The organism is Caballeronia udeis (assembly GCF_044909315.1).
Classification (GTDB): Bacteria; Pseudomonadota; Gammaproteobacteria; order Burkholderiales; family Burkholderiaceae; genus Caballeronia; species Caballeronia udeis_A.
In genome coordinates this window covers 451721-470371 of the sequence record NZ_JBIYEB010000003.1, presented here as the reverse complement: position 1 = coordinate 470371, position 18651 = coordinate 451721, and the positions used below count along the sequence as shown (strand labels likewise).

The window sequence follows — 18651 nt, the reverse complement described above, 5'->3', positions numbered from 1 at the left end:
CGCAGCTTTTTGCTGCTTTGCGCCTGCTTCAATCCATTTCACTCACTTCGCTGCCTTGATTCAACTGCTTTCAAAAACCTCCGCCATACCGTGTCAGCGGTCGCTTGCCGTCCGATCGGCTTGCCCACCCGCCGCTGCTTGCGCAGGAGGCGCCTTGGCGTCCGGCAGGATCGGTTCCTGGAGAATTTCGTCGCGTTTCGTGTAGCCCGCAAACGCCGCTGCCAGCAACGCGTCCTGCGACCAGCTATCCCGCTCGAAAACCCCGGTCATCCGTCCCGCCGACATCACCCCGATACGGTCACAAATCAGCATTAATTCGCGCAGGTCGCTCGACACCACCACCAGCGCCCGCCCTTCGAGCGCGAGTGCACCCATCAATGCGTAGATATCGAATTTTGCGCCAACGTCGATGCCGCGTGTAGGCTCGTCGAACAGGAGCACCGTGGAGTCGCGCGCCAGCCAGCGGCCGATCACCACCTTTTGCTGATTGCCGCCCGACAATTCCGACACCGGCTGCGACGGACCGGCGGCGCGAATATGCATTGCGTCGATCTGTTGTTGCGCCAGCGCCGCTTCGCGCCGTCCATCGACAAATCCGTTGCTCGACACCGCGCTGATATTGCCGAGCGAAATGTTCGCGGCAATCGGCTGGGGCAGCAGCAGACCCTCGCCCTTGCGATCCTCGGTGATCAGCGCTATGCCATTCTTCACCGCGTCAGCAGGCGATGCAATCTTCACCGGCGTGAGCGTCCCACCGTCATGCGCCACCGAGACCGCGCCGCTATCGGCCCGGTCCGCACCGTAGATCAGGCGCATCAGTTCCGTACGGCCCGCGCCGATCAGCCCGCTGATGCCGAAAATCTCGCCCGCCTTCACTTCGAACGATACATCGCGAACCACCTGGCCGCGGCTCATGCCGGCGACTTTGAGCGCGACGTCGCGAATCCGCCGTTCGCCCAGATCGATCCGCTCGCCTATGTCACGGCCCACCATGAGCGTGACCAGGCGGTCGCTTGTCAGGTTCTGCATGGCGTCGATATGAACCAGCTTGCCGTCGCGCAGCACGGCAGCGCGCCCGGCGATCCGCCGCAATTCTTCCAGTCGATGCGAGATGTACACCAGCGCGACACCCCGCTCCTTCAGGCGCTCGACTTGCTCGAACAGCAGGTCCACTTCGCGGGCCGTCAGCATGGCCGTGGGCTCGTCGAGAATCAGCACGCGGCAATCGCCAATCAGATTGCGCGCAATCTCCACCATTTGCTGATGCCCGATCCCCAGTTCACCCACGAGCGTGTCCGGGTGAATCGCGTCCAGCCCGACTTGCTGCATCGCGTGACGGGCGTCCTCGCGCAGCGCCGCCCGGTCGATCCAGCCGAATTTGAACCCCTTGCGCTGCGGCAGGCGGTTCAGGAACAGGTTCTCCGCCACCGACAACGTGGGCAGCAGGTTCAGTTCCTGCATCACCATGCGCACGCCGAGCGCTTCAGCTTGCCTGCGGCTGGTCGGCGCGTAAGGTGCTCCGCCGAGGGTCATGGTGCCGGTAGTCGGATCGACCAGTCCGCCGATGATCTTGGACAGCGTGCTTTTCCCGGCGCCGTTTTCCCCGGTCAAGGCGAGCACAACGCCCGCGTGCAGATCCAGCGTGATGTCGGATAAAACCGGTTCCACGTAGGTCTTGCCTATACCGCTCACCGTGAGAACGGGCGCGGCCGTCACTCTGTCGTCCATCCTCTTCTCCGGCGAAAAGCGGCTGCGCTATTGGAACGCACGCCCCTTTCGCTGTGCCCGGCCGGAAACTCGCGAGCCCGGCGGATTTCACGGATTTCGATGCAACGGCGCGTCTGTCCTGCACCGGCCCAGACCGCAATCGTTTGCAATCAGCATTGTCCGCAAAGCACCGACCGGCCTACCACGTTCAGATACAAGATGCAGGTCCGCTGGTTTTTCATAGAAAAAACGAGTTGATCATCCCATTCTCTCGTTTATCGGCAGCGGCGCCCGCTTCTTGAGATTTTAAGCAGACAAATCGAATTTCCTATGCGTGTATTACCTATTTTTTGGTCACCAGGACCACCGGCGTTTCCACCACGCCCGACAATTCCGACTGCTTTTTATGCTCGGAAATTGCCTTCAAAGCCGTGTCGATACCAAATACCGCCTGCTTTGCAGCGTATTGATCGGCGGTGGCAAGAACCCGGCCGTCGGCGAGCATGGGCTTGATGGCGTTGATGTTGTCGTAACCGACGACCTGCACCTTGCCCGCCTTGCCGGCTGCCCGCACTGCAGCAACCGCGCCGATCGCCATGTTGTCGTTGCCGCACAGCAGCGCTTTGACGTTCGGGTTCGCGTTCAGGATCTGCGATGCCACCGCATTGCCCTTGTCGATTTCCCAGTCGCCGGATTGCAGTGCAACAACCTTCATGCCGCCTGCCTGCATTGCGTCCTTGAAGCCTGCGGTGCGTTGCTGCGCGTTGGTCGTGGTCGACACGCCTTCGATAATGCCGACTTCATCGCCGGACTTCAGCCGCTTGGCCAGGTAATCGCCGACGAGCCGCGCGCCCTTCTGGTTGTCCGGGCCAACGAACGGCACGTTCAGGTCCTTCGACTTGAGCACGTCCGGGTCAAGCCGGTTATCGATGTTCACTACGATGATCCCGGCATCCACAGCCTTCTTGATAACCGGGACGAGCGCCTTGGAGTCAGCGGGGGCGATCACGAGCGCGTCGACCTTCGAGACAATCATCTGCTCGACAATGCGAATCTGGTTCGCGGTATCGGTTTCGTCCTTGATGCCGTTGGTGATCAGGTCGAACTGGTCCGCGTTGTGTTTCTGATAATCCTTGGCGCCAGTTTCCATTGTCAGGAAGAACTCGTTCGCCAGCGATTTCATCACGAGCGCGACTTTCGGCTTGTGTGGGGTTTGCGCGGCGGCACCAACGGAATACAACGACAGCGGCAGCGCCGCGCACACGCTCATCGACAGCGCGACAGAGATAAAACGGCGGCGCAGAGCGGGTTTGAGCGTTTTACGATGTGAGGTCATGCAGCAGATCTCCTGGTTTTGTTTTGAGTTGCCGGATGTTCGGTTCTTGGATGAAGCAGGAAGGGGGGCGGATTGCCGGCTCCGGCAGGTTTTTCTCCCGGGCGGACCGGGTTGCTCTCAGCCTACCCATTCGTCGGGATCCGACGCGAGATCGTGTGAACAGCCTCGCGTGTCCTCGGCCAAAGGTAACGCAAGCTTCATACGGCTCGACGAGCGTGGGCGTTTCCGCTGTATGCCGCAATTGCTGTCGGCCCTGATTTTGTGATGCGGCGTAACCACGCTGCCGAGGCAGCTATTCACCCGGCGTCTGCGTCATGCCATTGAATGCTGCCTACCCTCATGAGGTCGGCAAGCTTTCACAGCTCATCGACGGATTCGCCTTCCACCTTCTTGTCGATGATCGCCCGCGCGTACTCAATACCCGCTCGCGTCGCGTCGATGGGACTGTTGAACGGTTCCTGCTCGGGCACGCCGAACATTTCCGACTTGCCGCTCTCGCCGCTGGCGCTGCGCGAAATGTTGACGATGATATCGAAATGGCGTGGACCGTCGTCCGGTTCGTCGCGCTCTTTCCCTCTGCGCAATGCCTGGACGGATATCTCATAACCTTTGTAGTGGTCGGACAAGGGGCGGGACATACGCGACTCCTTTGAGCGGTAGAACGACAGGATCGCACGGCTTTGCAACGCTGCGCGTGAAGAGTGTATGGAGAGACTGTGCGAAGGGGCTTTGTCGGCGTGATGACATTTGCTCACGCGAATGTTGTGACGCTACAACGGAGCATTCCCGCCGTTGCAGCAGGCCACGAAGTCGTCGGCCGCCATCGACTGCCCTCAACTGTTCCAGCACGCGGGCGAAATGGAAATTGTAAGCCTGTTGCGCAAAACCGTTGCCGTCCGCGAGAGAAAGCTTACAAATCGTGCGCCGAAAGGCGCCGTGCCCCCTTGATCTGGCTCATGCCGGCATCTTTCGAATGCTGCGGATGTCGCTCGCTTTTCCATTTCATAGGTTCGAAACCGTACGGCATTTGTATGCCTTTTTGCCATAATGGCTTGCCTGATAAGCCACCTGACGATGGCGACGACGGCAAAAGCAACGGCAAACGCCGCAGCGGTATGGGTATGTGCCTGACCTTGCATCACCTCACCTCGTTTCACGTCATTCATTTAAGGGAGAATCGCATGAAGATCCGGGCAACCATGGCAACGCTCGCACTGGGCGTCGCATTAAGCGTGAGCTTCGCTGCAACACCGGCGTTCGCCGACAACAGCCAGCAATCGAAGATGACCACCTGCAACGCGCAGGCTGCGGGGAAGAAAGGCGATGACCGCAAGGCTTTCATGAAGGACTGCCTCTCGTCAGCGCCTGCCGCCGCTGCGCCGCCAATGACCCAGCAACAGAAAATGACGGCGTGCAACAAGTCGGCTACGGGCAAGAAAGGCGACGATCGCAAGGCCTTCATGAAGGACTGTCTCAGCAACAAGAGCTGAACCGGAACGAGGTGACGTTCGATTGCCGGCTATCGTTGGCGATTGCTGGCTGAAGCCGCGGGTCTTTGGACCGCGGCTTTTTTCATGGTTTTTTTGCGAATAAATCGCGCGTAGGTGAAGTCCCGAACGCGGGAAAACCCCGCCCCGTCTTATTGCAGTGCAGCTACGGTCGTGCTACGCGGCGCGCGTTTTATCTCATAAGATGACGCGAAGGCGGTCCACCAGAACAACTAATGCGCCATCGGTCCGCCACAGTCTAGCCGGCTTGCAGCACTGCAACGGACGGAGGCCCGAGGATGGTTTGGCGATATAAAAACCGCTGGTTCAGGCGGTGGCTGGTCTTGATCATTTTCTGGGCGGTTCCCGTCATGATCGTGGCGGCCAACGAGATTCGCGAGCAACTCGCGTACGACGCCCAGGATCTTGCGCACTCCCTGTCCAGCTGGACATTCACCGACGCACAACGCGCCTCTCCCGCGATTTCGCGCTGCTATGGTTCCCTCGATGAAGCTCGCGCAGCCGGTTGCCCGCCGGATGTGCTCGCCGCCAATGCGGCGAAGAACCAGGACGCGATGGCGGAATATTCGACTCGCCGCAGCGTGCTGTTCGGCTATCTATGGCACGCGTTTGTCGGCTACTGGGTCGTGCCGGCAGTCACGCTGTTTCTGCTGGGCGCGGTCATCGGCGTGATTCGACGCTCCCTCCGGCGCCCTCCCACAAAAAACGACAAAGCGAAGCAAGCCAATGAACCAACTCGGATTGCAAAGCCGTAAAAACGTCGTGTTGCGCCGCGCAGACGCGTAATCAGCCGCTTTTTTGCACTATTTAACACGGCCTTCAACTTTATTTTGACGGGTAACTTTGACCGGAATGCGGGCTATCGGGACGGGCTGGCCCGCCGCTTGCGTCTCTGGAATTTGTCTGTCGTGAGAGACGAATGTGTCGCGCAAACAAGCGTTTTCTCAGGCAGGCAGCCTCTCGGCCGGGCAGGTCAAAATTACCTCATTGCATTTGCCTGACACGGCAAAAACCAAGCGGGGTAAGGCTCCGCCCGATTTCATGACATGTCGCCGGAGTACGTGCCGTGTTATAAAACGCCATGCTGTAACACCCGTAGATGGGGTTTCCCAAAAAACCACGATGGAGAAAACGATGCAAAGACGAAACTTCATGATCAAATCGACCGCGGCGCTTGCACTGGGTGGCCTCGCGCTGGCCGGCTGCACGACGACGTCGAATCAAGGTGCACAACAGACCGCCGGCGACGCGGACGCCCGCCGTTCGATCAATGCGGATATCGACGCAACCATGCAACGCCTGTATGTGACGGCCCGGGGTTCCCGTGAGCTGGTCGGCAAGGCGCGGGGCGTGCTCGTGTTCCCGTCGGTGATCCAGGCAGGCTTTATCGTCGGGGCGCAGTACGGCAAGGGCGCACTGCGCGTGGGCGGCAACTCGGTCGGTTACTACAGCACGACCTCCGGGTCGATCGGCCTGCAAGCCGGCGCGCAATCGAAATCGATCGTCTTCCTGTTCATGACGCAGGACGCGCTCGACCAGTTCCGCAATACCGACGGCTGGTCGGTCGGCGGCGATGCGTCGGTCGCGCTGGTCAAGATGGGCGCTAACGGCAATATCGATTCGACCACCGCAACCGCGCCGGTCGAAGTGTTCGTGCTGACGAACGCTGGCCTGATGGCCAACCTTTCGCTGGAAGGCACGAAGGTATCGCGTCTGAAGATCTGACGATCTGGTAAAGGTATTCGGCCAGCGAGAGTTGGCCTGAATCCTGAATCAGGTGCAACAAGCGCGCTAAAGTCAAAACCGCCGCGCAGCGCGACCTTCTGGTCGTGCTGCGCGGCGGTTTTCTTTTCGGCTTTGAATCGGGCGAGGTGCTTGCCGGACCGGCCTTTTAGCTGGTCGCGCTGTCGATGAGCTTGAAGCGCGAACGTTTCTGCGCGCGCATGACTGCCTGATAAGCATCAACGTACTGCTGCGCCATGCGATGCGACGTGAAGCGTTCTTCAAAGCGCTTGCGCACACCCTCGCGCGACACGGTATGCAGCCGGTTCACGGCGGCCACTGCGCCAATCTCGTCCTCGACGATGAAGCCCGTCACGCCCTCGTCCAGCACTTCCGGCACCGAGCCGCGATTGAACGCGATCACAGGCGTGCCGCACGCCATCGACTCGATCATGACCAGCCCGAACGGTTCCGGCCAGTCGATCGGGAACAGCAGAGCGTGGGCACCGGAGAGAAAGTCGGCCTTCTGGTCATCGGCGATCTCGCCGATGAATTCCACATACGGCAGCTCCATCAGCGGCGCGATTTCGCGTTCGTAGTACTCACGGTCCGCTGCGTCCACCTTCGCCGCGATCTTGATTTTCATGCCGCACCGGCCGGCGATACGAATGGCGGTATCGACCCGTTTTTCCGGCGATATACGCCCGAGGAACGCCAGGTAAGTCTGTTCAACCGGCTGCGGCATGTAGCGTGTTTCCGGCAGCCCGTGATACACGGTGGTCAGCCACTTGGCCTGCGGCAACGGATGGCGTTGCGCATCCGAAATGGAGATAACCGGCGCGGTGTTGAACGTGTTGAAGACCGGCTGCTGCTCCGGCAAGTCGAGGCGGCCGTGCAACGTGGTGACGAACGGCGTGTCCTGGCGCTTGAACAGCGAGAACGAGTAGTAATCCATGTGGAAATGCAGAACGTCGAAATCATCGGCGCGGCGCCGTACCATTTCCATCAGGAGCATGTGCGGGGCGATCCGGTCACGGATAGCCGGGTCCAGGCGCAACGCGCGCGGCCAGACGGCTTCCAGCTTCGCCTTGGTTTGCGAGTCGCCTGAAGCGAACAGGGTCACATCATGGCCGAGTTCAACGAGCGCCTCTGTGATATACGAGACGACCCGTTCAGTGCCGCCGTACAGCTTGGGCGGCACCGATTCGGTCAAGGGGGCTATTTGTGCAATTCTCATTGTTCGCGTCTCCATCGGTCTTACGTCGCCGTGATGTTTAGTCAGTGATAGTGATCAATAGTGATCGGCACGGTCGCCGGCCGCGCCCGTACGCAGCGTTGATATGCAACGCGCGCGAGCGCAACACCGTATTATTGGCCGCGGAAGCCCGGATGTTGGCAAAACTTTCACTTTCACGACCCTGTTACAGTCGCGAAACACTCGAATAACAACGGTTTTACTTGGTTTTCGGTCCGAAATCCGAGTGGCGAGCGCCGCTTTTCATACGCGCTTCATGTGTTCTCACGTGCTGCCCGCCGGGCGTTTGTCCTGCGGCTTGGACAACGGCTTGGCCAACTTCACGCCGCGCAAGTCGGCGAGAAACGAGTCGCGCCAGACGCCCAGGTCGTATTTACGCAGCATCACCATGTTGGTTTCGTAGCGCTCGCGGCGTTCGGCGAGCGGCATGGAAAGCGCCCGGCCAATGGCTTCGCTCATGCCGACCATGTCGTGCGGATTCACCATCAGCGCACCCTTCATTTCGTCTGCGGCGCCCGCGAACTGCGACAACACGAGCACGCCGGGATCGTCGGGATTTTGCGCCGCGACATATTCCTTGGCGACCAGGTTCATGCCGTCGCGCAATGGCGTGACCAGCCCGATCTGCGACTCGCGAAACAGCGACATCAGTTTCCACCGGTCGTAACGCTGGTTCATATAGCGGATCGGCGTGTAGTCGAGACCCGAGTAACGGCCGTTGATACGTCCTGCTTCATATTCGAGGTTATGGCGGATCTGCTGGTAGGTATCGACATCCGAGCGCGTGGGCGGCGCGATCTGCACCAGCGTGACATTGCCCCGCCATTCAGGCGATTTCTCGAGGAAATACTCGAACGCCTTGAAGCGTTCCACCAGGCCTTTTGAATAGTCCAGACGGTCCACGCTCATGATGAGCTTGCGGCCTTCCAGGCTTTGCTTCAGGTCCATCACGTCCTGACGCGCCTCACCGCGGGTGGCCTGTTCGGCGATCTCATCGGGGAAGATGCCGATGCGGTACACGCCGGTTTTCAGCTTGCGGCCGAACGCTTCCACTTCACCCTCCGCCGTGGCAGTTCCATGCGCGTGACGCACGATGTAATCGTGGAAAGCGGCCTGGTCGCCGGGGGTCTGGAAGCCCACGACGTCATAGCAGCACAGCGATTTGACCAGTTCCTCGTGAGGCGGAATATTGAGCAGGATCTGCGGCGAGGGAAACGGGATATGCAGGAAAAACCCCATCCGGTTGGTCACGCCTTCCGAGCGCAACGCTTCGCCGAACGGGATCAGGTGATAGTCGTGAACCCAGATCACGTCGTCGGGTTGCAGCAGCTTGATTGCCCGATGCGCGAGCCATGAATTGACCCGTCTGTATCCCGCGTATTCGTCCCGGTCGTAGACGGCCAGATCGTTGCGATAATGGAAAACAGGCCACAAGGTTGCATTCGAAAAACCGCGGTAATACTGGTCGTAATCCTTCTTCGGCAGGCCGACCGTCGCGAACGTGACCGCACCGTCCTGTTCGAGCTTCGGGCCCTGGTTCGCCACGCTGTCGCTCACGACGTCGCCGCTCCAGCCGAACCAGACGCCGCCGCTATCCTTCAGCGCGCCGAAGACGCCCACGGCGAGACCGCCGGCCGAGCCCTTGGTTTCTGTTGGAGAGGCTACTCGGTTCGATACAACGACTAGGCGGGTCATTACTGGCTTCCTTTTTGCGATTCTGGATTCTGTTCAGGGTGTGTGTATTTTTTTCCTGGCCGCGTACACGCGAGGTCGCGGCCTTTAGGTGAGGGGTACTTTTCTCCATTGTGCGCAGATGATGTTCATTCGGCCCCGGGCAGCGGCCTCAGTTCAATTCCTGTGCCGCATTCTTCGATGCCGGGCGTTGTCGGCAATTCGCCCCCCGCGTGGATGTGCCCGCAATCTCGATGCCACCGCCCGGCTCAACGCCGTTCAACCGGTTCAACCGCAGCGCCGCCGGGCGTGCCCGGGGCGGTGGTCGCCGCGGAATGTGCCGACGGGTCCGGCCCGTTCCGCTCTCCCCGGCTCGCGACGGGATCGGCCTCCGTGTTGGCCGTCCTGCTGGACACCGGCGACCTGATCGTCCCGGCCGTGCCGGTCATGCCGTCAGCGAGGCCACGCTCGAACGGCTGGACAAAATCGCCATGCTCCCCCTCCGGCGATATATCCGCTCGCGTCCGCGGCAGGAACTGCGGATAGGTCGATTGCACGAAGTTCAGCAGACCTTCGCGGACGCGGCATCGGAGGTCGAAGTTCAAGCCGGAATCGAACGAGCTGACGAGCACGCGAATCTGCATGGACTTTTCGGTGGCATCGGTGACTTGCAGGACCTGCACGCGTTTGTCCCACTCCGGCGCATTTTGCAGAATGCGCTCGAGCTCTTCCCGCATTGGCGCGATCGGCATGCGGTAATCCACGTAGAAGAACACCGTGCCAATGATCTGCGAACTGTTGCGTGTCCAGTTGGCGAACGGGTTCTCGATAAACCACTGCAACGGCACGATCAGCCGGCGCTGGTCCCAGATCCGGATTGACACATAGGTGCCGGTGATCTCCTCCACCCGTCCCCATTCGCCCTGGATCACGACCACATCGTCAAGCCGGATAGGTTGCGACAACGCGATCTGCAATCCTGCGATCAGGTTGCCCAGCACCGGCCGCGCGGCAATACCCGCCACCAGCCCCGCCACACCCGCCGACGCCAGCAAGCTCGCGCCGACCTGCCGCACGGCAGGAAACGTCATCAACGCGCCGCCGAAGCCGATGATCACGATCACCACCATCACCGAGCGCGCCAGCACACGAGCCTGCGTGTGAATCCGGCGCGCTTGCAGGTTGTCCTGGCTGTCCAGCGGATGGGCCTGCACGAGCGCTTCGGCCACCGCGCCCACGGAGCGCACGGCAAGCCAGGTCAGAGCGACGATCAGCATCACGGTCAGCAGGTCACGCAGCGCAGCGGCGAACGGAAGCGCATCGGGGGTTTCCACCAGCACGAAACCCAGGCCGAGGATGATCAGCAGGGCGAGCGCGGGTTTATCGATGAAACGCAGCACCACGCTCATCAACGGATACGGCCGCGCGATACGCACCAGGATACGGGCGCCCACGCGATGCACGCCAATGGCAAACAGCACGCCGAGCGCCGCGACGACAAGCGTCCCGGGCCAGGTACTGAGGGGAGCGGAAGCGATTCGCTCGAAGGAGTCGAAAGAGATCATCGTCGTCGTGGGATCAGCCTTGGGAGGTGATATCGGGGATACGACGGAATAGTGCGCGAAACCCGGATTGCACTTTATTGCGGCCTGCCTTCGGATGCAGCAGCGCGGCACCGGCGACCGGCCGGTCTAGCGCGCCAGCCGTGTGATGAGATGACTATTCTATTGCATTGCAGCAAGCGCCGCGCCAGCCGGCGAACGAACGGGCGGCAGCGGCGAACCTCGCCGCCTTGAGGAGGGGCTTACTTTTCAGCCTTGCAGGGGAAAGCCTTGCCAAGCCCGAGCGACACCATGGTTGTCGCGTTGAAGTTGCCGCGGGTGGGGTTGTCGGCGATGAACTTGCGTACTGCGTCCGTCAGCTCCTGGGGCTTGACGTCGACCGGCAGGCAAAAATACTGGCCGATCTGTGGTCCCGATGTGCCGCCAATTGCTTCAATGGTGTTGTAGATGCCGTCAGCCGCACCTTCTATATAAGCCGCGCATGCGCTGCGTGAGGCCGTGTCCGTCTTGGTACAAAGCATGTTCAGATCGTTGCCTGTGAACGCGGCTGCGCTGAGCGGAAACGCGAGCACACTGGCCATGACAAAAACCCGCTGCATGATGGTCCTTTCTTATGTTGGCGATTGCGGGCCAGCCTGGATGCGCAGGTGAAAACATCCTGTCTTGTTGGCCAAACCCGTCTTATCCAGCGGACGAACCCTGACGCGCCATCCCTGGCTCATCATTCCCGGATCACACCCGCTGTTCCTCGTATTTTCGTCGTCTTGCACGGTCGGGACCTGTTGTCGGTCAAACCCGAGTCAGGTCCTCGCCGTGCGAGCGTCATTTTGCACTGTTTGCGCCGCTTTGCGGTGCTCCGGACGCGCCCGCTGCGCCCTGGTTTTGCATCGCTGCCAGGCGCGCCGCCAGCCCTTGCGCCACATCTTTCTCGTGATACTGATTCGCGAAGTCCACCGCCGTCAGGCCAATCTGGTTCTTGACCCGCAAATCGGCGCCTTCATCGAGCAACAGCTTGACCGTCGACAGATGGCCGCCGCGTGCCGCCATCATCAGCGGGGTCGTGCCGTTGGGCGAACCGGCATCGATGTAGGCCGAATGGTCGAGCAGCACCTTGACCACGTCGTCATGACCGTTGGTGGCGGCGTAGTGCAGCGGCGTCCAGCCCTTCTTGTTCACCTCCGCGTCCTTCGCGATCAGCATGTTCACGAAGTCGAGGTCGTCGTTGAGCGAGGCCAGCATCATCGCGTTTTCACCGGCGGGATCGAGCTTTTCCAGGTCGATGTTCGGATTGTCGGCGAGCAGCTTGCCCACCTTGTCCGACTTTTCCCTTGCCGCGATCACGAGCAGCGGCGTGCCGGTGTTATCGACCAGATTCGGGTCCACGCCCTGTGACAACAGCTTTTTAACGGCAGATACGTCGTCGAACTTTACCGCCTTGATCATGGAGTCGGCGGGCGCCGCGAAGGCGGGTTGCGCAATGGCGGCAGCCGTCAGCGCCAGGCCCGTCACCAGGGTTCGCCATGTTTTACGCATCAATGCGGATTGGCGGGCGGAGGACGTTGAAAAGGTCGAAGAGGAAACTGTCGAAAATGTAAGCATGTGTTCCTTGGGGATTACTTAACGTTCTAATAACGAAATTACGATCTGTCAGGCGGACCATCAGACGCGCTGCGGTGAAGAACCTTACCGGGACCGTCGCGAGTTTCAGTGCCCGGCTGGCTGCGGCTGTGGGATCTTGAACAGCGTGAAAAAATTACGCGTGGTAGCTGCCGCCAGCGCTTCTTCCGGCATCTCGCGCAATTGCGCGATGAAGCGTCCGACATAACTTACGTACGCAGGTTCATTCGATTTCCCGCGATACGGCACCGGCGCCAGATACGGCGAGTCGGTTTCAATCAGCAAACGCTCGAGCGGCACCCGTCCCGCGACGTCCTGCACGTCTTTCGCGCTCTTGAACGTCACAATGCCCGATAGCGAAATGTAAAAGTCCTGGGCGAGCGCCGCCTCGGCAACGTGCCACGGCTCCGTAAAGCAATGCATCACCCCGCCCGGCACGCTCGCGCGTTCCTCGGCCATGATCCGCAGCGTGTCTTCCCATGACGAGCGTGTATGGATGATCAGCGGCCTTGCGGTGGCGTGCGCGGCCCGGATATGCGTGCGGAAGCGCTCGCGCTGCCATTCCATATCGGCGATGCTGCGTCCTTCCAGGCGGTAATAGTCCAGTCCCGTCTCGCCAATGGCGACTACTTTCGGATGTCGCGCCAGTTCCACCAGATCCGCCACGCTTGGTTCGCGCGCGTCCTCGTGATCCGGATGCACGCCGACCGATGCGTAGATATGCTCGTTTTCCTCGGCGATCTTCAGCACGGACGGCAGCGTTTCCAGATCGACCGAGACGCACAGCGCATGCGTCACCTTCAGCTCGCGCATCTTGTCGAGCACTTCGGGCAGGCGGTCGGCCAGGCCTTCGAAATTGATGTGGCAATGCGAATCGACGAACATGGGAATTCCGTTAAAGCGGGATGGGTCTGGCTCTCAAGCTATGGCTATGCGTCATATCGGTCATATGGATCAGCCGAGCCGGCGGCCGAGAATCACGAGGTCTCGTTCAACGCCGTCCAGCACCGCGACGCGCGGCAGCGTGCCCCACGTCTGGAATTCGAAGCGCTGGAACAGGCCCAAGCTCGGTTCGTTGTGGCCGAAGATGAAACCCAGAAGCGTGTCGATACCCAGCGCCGGCGCACGTTCCAGCGCTACCTGCAGCAACTGCTTCCCCAGCCCTTTCCCACGAGCACTTTCGGCTAGATAGATGCTGACTTCAGCGGTGCGCAGATAGGCCGGACGGCCGTAGAAGTCGGAGAAACTCAGCCACGCGATGACCTCGCCGTTTTCCTCAACCACCCATAGCGGCCGTGCCTTCGGGCCATGTGCATGAAACCAGGCGTGCCGGCTTTCAACTGTCACGGGCTCAAGGTCAGCGGTAACAAGACGCGAGGGCACTGTGGAATTGTAGATGGCCACAATGCCGGGAAGATCGTCGAGCGTGGCGTCGCGGAAGTTGAGGTTCATAGTGCGGTCGTGTGCAAAAAGAGTGGATCGATAGTCATGCAGCGGTGAACACGTCGCGATAGCCCAGGAACAGTTCTTCGAACACCAGCCGCGCGTTCAGCGGATGGTTTTCCACCGCGCGTTGCCGGGTCACGGTCCTTTGAAAACGGGCGAAACGCTCGGTATCGATCTGCGCGGCGCAGCGTTCGAGCGCTTTCGATGCTCCCGGGAAGTAGCGCGGCCGCCCCGCCGTTTTCTGCGCGAGCAGGTCGTAAAGCCAGCGCTGCAGCCAGCCGAGCACCATGGGAACCGGCAGCTTCTGCAGGCTTTCACCGCATGCAAACGCGTCGCAGGCGGGACCGGCGGCCAGTTGCGCCAGCGCGAAATCACGCAGCGCGCGGTTTTCGTCCGAGGCGAGCGCCAACGCGGTGAGCGGCGCGCCACCCGCTTCCGCCAGCACCGCTGCGGGACGCTCCACGCCCTGCTGCGCCAGCCATGCAACGGCGGGCTCGGTGGCCGGGAGGGTCATCGGCCATTGGCGGCAGCGGCTGATGATGGTCGGCAGCAACCGGTCTATACGCGCCGTGACCAGGATGAACACCACACCCGCCGGCGGTTCTTCGAGCGTCTTGAGCAGTGCGTTTGCGGCGAACACGTTGATCGATTCCGCCGGGTATATCAATACGACGCGCAAACCACCCCGGTGCGAACCGAGGCTGAAGAAATTCATCAGTCCGAGCACCTGATCGATCTTGATCTCCTTGCTCGGCACCTTCGTTTTCTTGTTGTCGTCCGCATCGGCCTTGTCTGCCTTGTCGTCGCTGATCAATTCACCGGCGAGCGCTTCGGGCAACACCGCGCGGTAGTCGGGATGGTTGCCCTGGCTGAACCACAGGCAGGCCACGCAATGTCCGCACGGTTCGCGCGTGTCGGTCGGGGTTTCGCAAAGCAGGCTTTGAGCAAGATGCTGCGCAAACTGCAATTTGCCGATACCCGCGCGACCGTGCAGGAGCAACGCATGCGGCCAGCTTGCACGCAGTTGCTCGAGACGGGACCAGTCATCGGTTTGCCACGAATAGATCATGAAAAGTCTTTTGTATCAGGTATTTGCAATGCATTCCTACGAGTCTGAATTTACTTTAACTCGCAGATAAAATTCAATCGATTCAATCGTTTGCTGACAATAATTGAAGCTTTTTCGAGTTTTAACCCGAAGCTGTTTCAACGACCAGCAGACATTGACAGCGGGACTTCAAGTAATTGATAGAATAAAAACTCTTTCAAATCAAATGTTTGCAATCACTGCTTCGAGTTGTTTCTGAATATCGATGATCGAATGGGTAGCGTCGATTATCACAAACCGCTCGGGCGATTCCGCCGCCCGCCGTAAATACTCGGCCCGCGTACGGCCGAAAAACGAATCGGATTCGCTCTCGAACTTGTCCGGCGAGCGGACCGCGCCGCGCCGTTCGCTCGCCACGTTCGTCGGTACGTCGAAGAGCACCGTCAGGTCAGGCTGGAAACCACCCTGCACCCAACGCTCCAGCGCTTCCAGCTTGTCGCGCGGTAAGCCGCGGCCGCCGCCCTGATAAGCAAAGGTGGCGTCTGAGAAGCGATCCGAGAGCACCCAGTCGCCCCGGGCCAGCGCCGGTTCAATGATCTGGGCCAGATGTTCCCGGCGCGCCGCGAACATCAGCAATGCCTCGGTTTCGAGGTCCATCGGCTGGTTGAGCAACAAGTCTCGCAGGCTTTCACCCAGCTTCGTACCGCCGGGTTCCCGCGTGATCACGACCGAACGGCCCGTGGCTGCGATTTTGTCGTCCAGGCGCTGACGAAACCATGCGAGGTGCGTCGTCTTGCCCGCTCCGTCGATGCCTTCAAACGTGATGAATCTGCCGCGCACCATCATTGTCCCCGGATGTACTTGTCGACGGCCCGATTGTGGTCGCCGAGATTGTCTGAAAAGAAGCTGCTGCCGTCGCCACGCGACACGAAATACAGTGCCGTGCTCGACGCAGGATTGACCGTTGCCGCGAGCGCCGCGACGCCCGGCAGCGCGATCGGACCGGGCGGAAGGCCCATGCGCGTGTAGGTATTGTACGGAGTGTCGGTTTGCAGGTCTTTTTTACGCAGGCGGCCGCCGTAGGCCGAACCCAGGCCGTAGATCACCGAAGGGTCGGTTTGCAGCGGCATGCCAATGCGCAGCCGGTTCGCGAACACAGCTGCAACCAGCGGCCGGTCGGCGGCGCGCCCGGTCTCTTTTTCGACGATCGACGCCATGATCAGCGCCTCGTAAGGCGTCTTGTACGGCAAATTCTGCGCGCGGGTATCCCAGGCTTCGGCGAGGCGCTGCTGCATCAGCTTGTACGCGCGCTTGTAGACGGTGATGTCGCTCGTGCCTTTGTCGAAGAGATAGGTATCGGGGAAAAACAGGCCTTCCGCGCTCGCCCGTGCAATCACGTCATCCGGCGCACCGATTGCCTTCAACAGGTCAGTGTCGGTCATGCCGGCCGTGTCGTGCTGCAGCGCTGGATTGCTGTCCAGTTCGTTGCGCATTTTCTGGAACGTCCACCCTTCAATGACGGTCGCCACGTACTCGTTGACGTCGCCGCGGGCGATTTTCTGCAGCATCTCGTAGGGCGTGATGCCCGTCTTGAACTCGTAGTTGCCGGACTTGAGTTGCGACGACAGCCCGAGCGCGCGCGTCATCAGCACGAACAACTGCTGTTGGACGTGCGCGCCCCCGTGGTCCAGCTGAAGGGCCACGCTGCGCAATGTGCTGTGGGACTTGATGGTGATGTCGAGTTCGGGTGAGGCCAGGTCGATCGGGCTATTCGCCCATTTGAACATGCCCGCAACGAGCGCACCGGCAACCACGACCGCGACGACCGCCGCGATCAAACATTTCTTCAAAAGGGACATGCGAAACACGCTCGAAGTAAGACCCATATAATACTTGTTCGCCTCCGCCAAAGTCAGGTCCATGAATTCCTCGACCCTCTCACCGCTTTCATCCCCCTTCGACGCCGTCCTCCACGCAGGCGTGTTTGTGCCGCTGACGCAGTTCGGCATCATCGACACCACGGGCGACGACGCCGCCGCTTTTCTTCACACGCAACTGACGAGCGACGTCCAGCATCTGGACGCATCGAGTGCACGCCTGGCCGGTTATTGCTCGCCGAAGGGCCGCTTGCTGGCATCGTTCCTGATGTGGCGATGCGGTGAAGCCGTGCGCCTGATGCTGGCCGCCGACATACAGGCGTCGGTACAAAAACGCTTGTCGATGTTCGTGATGCGCGCGAAAGCGAAGCTCGTCGACGCCACGCCGTCGCTCGCCGCCGTGGGTTTTGCCGGCGATGTCCGCAAGACGCTGTCCCATCTCTTCGACGCCATGCCCGACGGCGTGCATGTGAAAGTGGACGGTCCGCTCGGCTCGCTGATCCGCGTCCCCGATGCCGCCGGCCGGCCGCGTTTCCTGTGGGTCGGCCCGAAGGCCGAAGTCGAAGCGCGCCTCGCCGATATAGAAAAGCAGCTGATGCGCGCCCCGGCCGAACTATGGGACTGGCTCGACATTCACGCGGGCGAACCGCGCATCACGCAGCCGACTTCCGAGCAATTCGTCCCGCAGATGGTCAATTTCGACGTGCTCGGCGGCGTCAACTTCAAGAAGGGCTGTTATCCCGGGCAGGAAGTGGTCGCGCGCAGCCAGTATCGCGGCACGATCAAGCGCCGCACGTCGCTGGCCCATGCAGAAGCCGCGAAAGCCGGCGACGAACTGTTCCATTCCGACGACCCCGGCCAGCCGTGCGGCCTCGTGGTCAATGTGGCGCCCGCGTCGGGCGGCGGCGTGGATGCGCTGGTGGAAATCAAGCTGGCGGCGCTCGACCAGGGTTCGGTACACGTCGGAACGGTGGAGGGTCCCGCGTTGAAGTTCTCGCCGCTGCCGTACGCGCTGCCGACCGAAGTCTGATTTATTGCGGACGGTTCGCTCATGTGCCTGATTGTTTTCGACTGGCAACCGGACGCCGCGGCGTCTGGGGCTGAGCGCCCGTTGCTCACGCTTGCGGCTAATCGCGATGAGTTTTTTCATCGTGAAACCGAGCCACTGCACTGGTGGGAAGACGCGCCGGATGTCCTCGCCGGACGCGACCTGACGGGCGGCGGGACGTGGCTCGGCGTCACGCGCGACGGCCGTTTCGCTGCGTTGACGAATTATCGGGCGCCGGCGGAAGTGCGACCCAACGCGCCGACTCGCGGCACCCTGGTCAGCGATTTTTTATCCGGTGCACCGGTCGCGCCGATGATCTATCTGCAAGCTGTAGCCCAGGACGGGCATCGATACAACGGGTTCAATCTGGTGGTTGGCGACTTCACGCGGCGCGAACTGGCCTGGTACGGCAATCGTGCCGATGCGCCGCCCTCGCTGCTCGACCCCGGCATTCACGGGTTGTCGAATAGCCTGCTCGATACCCCCTGGCCCAAGCTCGTCGCACAACGCGAGGCGTTACGAGACCTGCTTCACGTCGATGAACGGCCGTCGCTGGACAGCCTGATCGAGGCCATGCGTAATCCCCAACTCGCGGATGACCATCTGCTGCCGTCCACCGGTCTCTCGCTTGAGCGCGAGCGTGTGCTGTCGGCGGCGTTTATTGAGTCCGAGGGATATGGCACGCGCAGTACCACGGCGTTGCGGGTAGCCGTTGTGGACGGTAAGTTTGCGCTGCAAATCAAGGAACTCAGCGACGACGATGGTTCGCACACCATCAAACGTCCCGGCGCGTTCGAACGAAACGATGCGTTTACGATCGTGCGGGCGGCTTAAAACGGTTACGCTACTTTGTG

General features: G+C 60.8%; 18 protein-coding genes. 5 read left to right on the top strand and 13 right to left on the bottom strand.

What is annotated here, in order from left to right:
• Positions 1–93: 93 nt before the first annotated feature.
• From ABH944_RS07285 to ABH944_RS07275, 3 genes are all read right to left on the bottom strand, one after another.
• Positions 94–1728, bottom strand: coding sequence for a sugar ABC transporter ATP-binding protein (locus ABH944_RS07285; RefSeq protein ID WP_404604780.1), 1635 nt, complete (start codon positions 1726–1728; stop codon positions 94–96).
• A gap of 322 nt (positions 1729–2050) precedes the next feature.
• The gene (locus ABH944_RS07280; protein WP_404605349.1) at positions 2051–2977 is read right to left on the bottom strand and encodes a sugar ABC transporter substrate-binding protein; all 927 of its coding nucleotides are present in this window, start codon (positions 2975–2977) and stop codon (positions 2051–2053) included.
• Positions 2978–3399: 422 nt separating this feature from the next.
• A complete protein-coding gene (locus tag ABH944_RS07275) occupies positions 3400–3681 on the bottom strand; it encodes a hypothetical protein (RefSeq protein ID WP_404604782.1) in 282 nt (93 codons plus the stop codon).
• Positions 3682–4224: 543 nt separating this feature from the next.
• Here ABH944_RS07275 and ABH944_RS07270 point away from each other — a divergent pair.
• The 3 genes from ABH944_RS07270 (at position 4225) to ABH944_RS07260 (ending at position 6276) form a co-directional block, all read left to right on the top strand.
• The gene (locus ABH944_RS07270; protein WP_404604784.1) at positions 4225–4533 is read left to right on the top strand and encodes a PsiF family protein; all 309 of its coding nucleotides are present in this window, start codon (positions 4225–4227) and stop codon (positions 4531–4533) included.
• 296 nt (positions 4534–4829) lie between these two features.
• Positions 4830–5306, top strand: coding sequence for a hypothetical protein (locus tag ABH944_RS07265; RefSeq protein WP_404604785.1), 477 nt, complete (start codon positions 4830–4832; stop codon positions 5304–5306).
• A gap of 379 nt (positions 5307–5685) precedes the next feature.
• Complete coding sequence (locus ABH944_RS07260) at positions 5686–6276, top strand: BPSL1445 family SYLF domain-containing lipoprotein (RefSeq protein ID WP_404604787.1); 591 nt, start codon at positions 5686–5688, stop codon at positions 6274–6276.
• A 166-nt stretch (positions 6277–6442) separates the two neighbouring features.
• On the opposite strand, the gene ABH944_RS07255 is transcribed toward ABH944_RS07260, so the two are convergent.
• From ABH944_RS07255 to mltG, 10 genes are all read right to left on the bottom strand, one after another.
• Entirely contained in the window at positions 6443–7510 is a 1068-nt protein-coding gene (locus tag ABH944_RS07255; RefSeq protein WP_062091774.1) for a glycosyltransferase family 4 protein, read from the bottom strand.
• 282 nt (positions 7511–7792) lie between these two features.
• Positions 7793–9223 (bottom strand): alpha,alpha-trehalose-phosphate synthase (UDP-forming), encoded by a 1431-nt coding sequence (gene otsA / locus ABH944_RS07250; RefSeq protein ID WP_404604789.1) that lies wholly within the window; start codon positions 9221–9223, stop codon positions 7793–7795.
• Between the two features lie 245 nt (positions 9224–9468).
• Entirely contained in the window at positions 9469–10764 is a 1296-nt protein-coding gene (locus ABH944_RS07245; protein ID WP_404604790.1) for a mechanosensitive ion channel family protein, read from the bottom strand.
• A gap of 239 nt (positions 10765–11003) precedes the next feature.
• Entirely contained in the window at positions 11004–11360 is a 357-nt protein-coding gene (locus ABH944_RS07240; protein WP_031359334.1) for a Rap1a/Tai family immunity protein, read from the bottom strand.
• Positions 11361–11583: 223 nt separating this feature from the next.
• Entirely contained in the window at positions 11584–12294 is a 711-nt protein-coding gene (locus tag ABH944_RS07235) for an ankyrin repeat domain-containing protein (RefSeq protein ID WP_404604792.1), read from the bottom strand.
• Between the two features lie 171 nt (positions 12295–12465).
• The gene (locus ABH944_RS07230; RefSeq protein ID WP_404604794.1) at positions 12466–13263 is read right to left on the bottom strand and encodes a TatD family hydrolase; all 798 of its coding nucleotides are present in this window, start codon (positions 13261–13263) and stop codon (positions 12466–12468) included.
• Between the two features lie 69 nt (positions 13264–13332).
• Positions 13333–13830, bottom strand: coding sequence for a GNAT family N-acetyltransferase (locus tag ABH944_RS07225; RefSeq protein ID WP_404604796.1), 498 nt, complete (start codon positions 13828–13830; stop codon positions 13333–13335).
• Between the two features lie 34 nt (positions 13831–13864).
• A complete protein-coding gene (locus ABH944_RS07220; protein WP_404604798.1) occupies positions 13865–14893 on the bottom strand; it encodes a DNA polymerase III subunit delta' in 1029 nt (342 codons plus the stop codon).
• A gap of 201 nt (positions 14894–15094) precedes the next feature.
• A complete protein-coding gene (gene tmk / locus ABH944_RS07215; RefSeq protein WP_404604799.1) occupies positions 15095–15715 on the bottom strand; it encodes a dTMP kinase in 621 nt (206 codons plus the stop codon).
• Complete coding sequence (mltG, locus tag ABH944_RS07210) at positions 15715–16731, bottom strand: endolytic transglycosylase MltG (protein WP_404605350.1); 1017 nt, start codon at positions 16729–16731, stop codon at positions 15715–15717. The genes tmk and mltG overlap by 1 nt, the downstream gene beginning before the upstream one ends.
• A gap of 61 nt (positions 16732–16792) precedes the next feature.
• Here mltG and ygfZ point away from each other — a divergent pair, with 61 nt between their 5' ends.
• Positions 16793–17779: a CAF17-like 4Fe-4S cluster assembly/insertion protein YgfZ gene (gene ygfZ / locus ABH944_RS07205; RefSeq protein WP_404604801.1), complete on the top strand. Its 987-nt coding sequence runs from the start codon at positions 16793–16795 to the stop codon at positions 17777–17779.
• Between the two features lie 21 nt (positions 17780–17800).
• A complete protein-coding gene (locus ABH944_RS07200; RefSeq protein ID WP_404604803.1) occupies positions 17801–18631 on the top strand; it encodes an NRDE family protein in 831 nt (276 codons plus the stop codon).
• The last annotated feature ends 20 nt before the right edge of the window (positions 18632–18651 follow it).

What these genes read in the sequence shown, in the direction of transcription:
- ABH944_RS07225 (WP_404604796.1), bottom strand. Translation starts at nt 13,830, where the DNA reads ATGAACCTCAACTTCCGCGACGCCACGCTCGACGATCTTCCCGGCATT.
- ABH944_RS07270 (WP_404604784.1), top strand. Translation starts at nt 4,225, where the DNA reads ATGAAGATCCGGGCAACCATGGCAACGCTCGCACTGGGCGTCGCATTA.
- ABH944_RS07240 (WP_031359334.1), bottom strand. Translation starts at nt 11,360, where the DNA reads ATGCAGCGGGTTTTTGTCATGGCCAGTGTGCTCGCGTTTCCGCTCAGC.
- ABH944_RS07285 (WP_404604780.1), bottom strand. Translation starts at nt 1,728, where the DNA reads ATGGACGACAGAGTGACGGCCGCGCCCGTTCTCACGGTGAGCGGTATA.
- ABH944_RS07265 (WP_404604785.1), top strand. Translation starts at nt 4,830, where the DNA reads ATGGTTTGGCGATATAAAAACCGCTGGTTCAGGCGGTGGCTGGTCTTG.
- ABH944_RS07230 (WP_404604794.1), bottom strand. Translation starts at nt 13,263, where the DNA reads ATGTTCGTCGATTCGCATTGCCACATCAATTTCGAAGGCCTGGCCGAC.
- ABH944_RS07235 (WP_404604792.1), bottom strand. Translation starts at nt 12,294, where the DNA reads ATGCGTAAAACATGGCGAACCCTGGTGACGGGCCTGGCGCTGACGGCT.
- ABH944_RS07200 (WP_404604803.1), top strand. Translation starts at nt 17,801, where the DNA reads ATGTGCCTGATTGTTTTCGACTGGCAACCGGACGCCGCGGCGTCTGGG.
- mltG (WP_404605350.1), bottom strand. Translation starts at nt 16,731, where the DNA reads ATGTCCCTTTTGAAGAAATGTTTGATCGCGGCGGTCGTCGCGGTCGTG.
- ygfZ (WP_404604801.1), top strand. Translation starts at nt 16,793, where the DNA reads ATGAATTCCTCGACCCTCTCACCGCTTTCATCCCCCTTCGACGCCGTC.
- otsA (WP_404604789.1), bottom strand. Translation starts at nt 9,223, where the DNA reads ATGACCCGCCTAGTCGTTGTATCGAACCGAGTAGCCTCTCCAACAGAA.
- ABH944_RS07220 (WP_404604798.1), bottom strand. Translation starts at nt 14,893, where the DNA reads ATGATCTATTCGTGGCAAACCGATGACTGGTCCCGTCTCGAGCAACTG.
- tmk (WP_404604799.1), bottom strand. Translation starts at nt 15,715, where the DNA reads ATGGTGCGCGGCAGATTCATCACGTTTGAAGGCATCGACGGAGCGGGC.
- ABH944_RS07280 (WP_404605349.1), bottom strand. Translation starts at nt 2,977, where the DNA reads ATGAGCGTGTGCGCGGCGCTGCCGCTGTCGTTGTATTCCGTTGGTGCC.
- ABH944_RS07260 (WP_404604787.1), top strand. Translation starts at nt 5,686, where the DNA reads ATGCAAAGACGAAACTTCATGATCAAATCGACCGCGGCGCTTGCACTG.
- ABH944_RS07245 (WP_404604790.1), bottom strand. Translation starts at nt 10,764, where the DNA reads ATGATCTCTTTCGACTCCTTCGAGCGAATCGCTTCCGCTCCCCTCAGT.
- ABH944_RS07255 (WP_062091774.1), bottom strand. Translation starts at nt 7,510, where the DNA reads ATGAGAATTGCACAAATAGCCCCCTTGACCGAATCGGTGCCGCCCAAG.
- ABH944_RS07275 (WP_404604782.1), bottom strand. Translation starts at nt 3,681, where the DNA reads ATGTCCCGCCCCTTGTCCGACCACTACAAAGGTTATGAGATATCCGTC.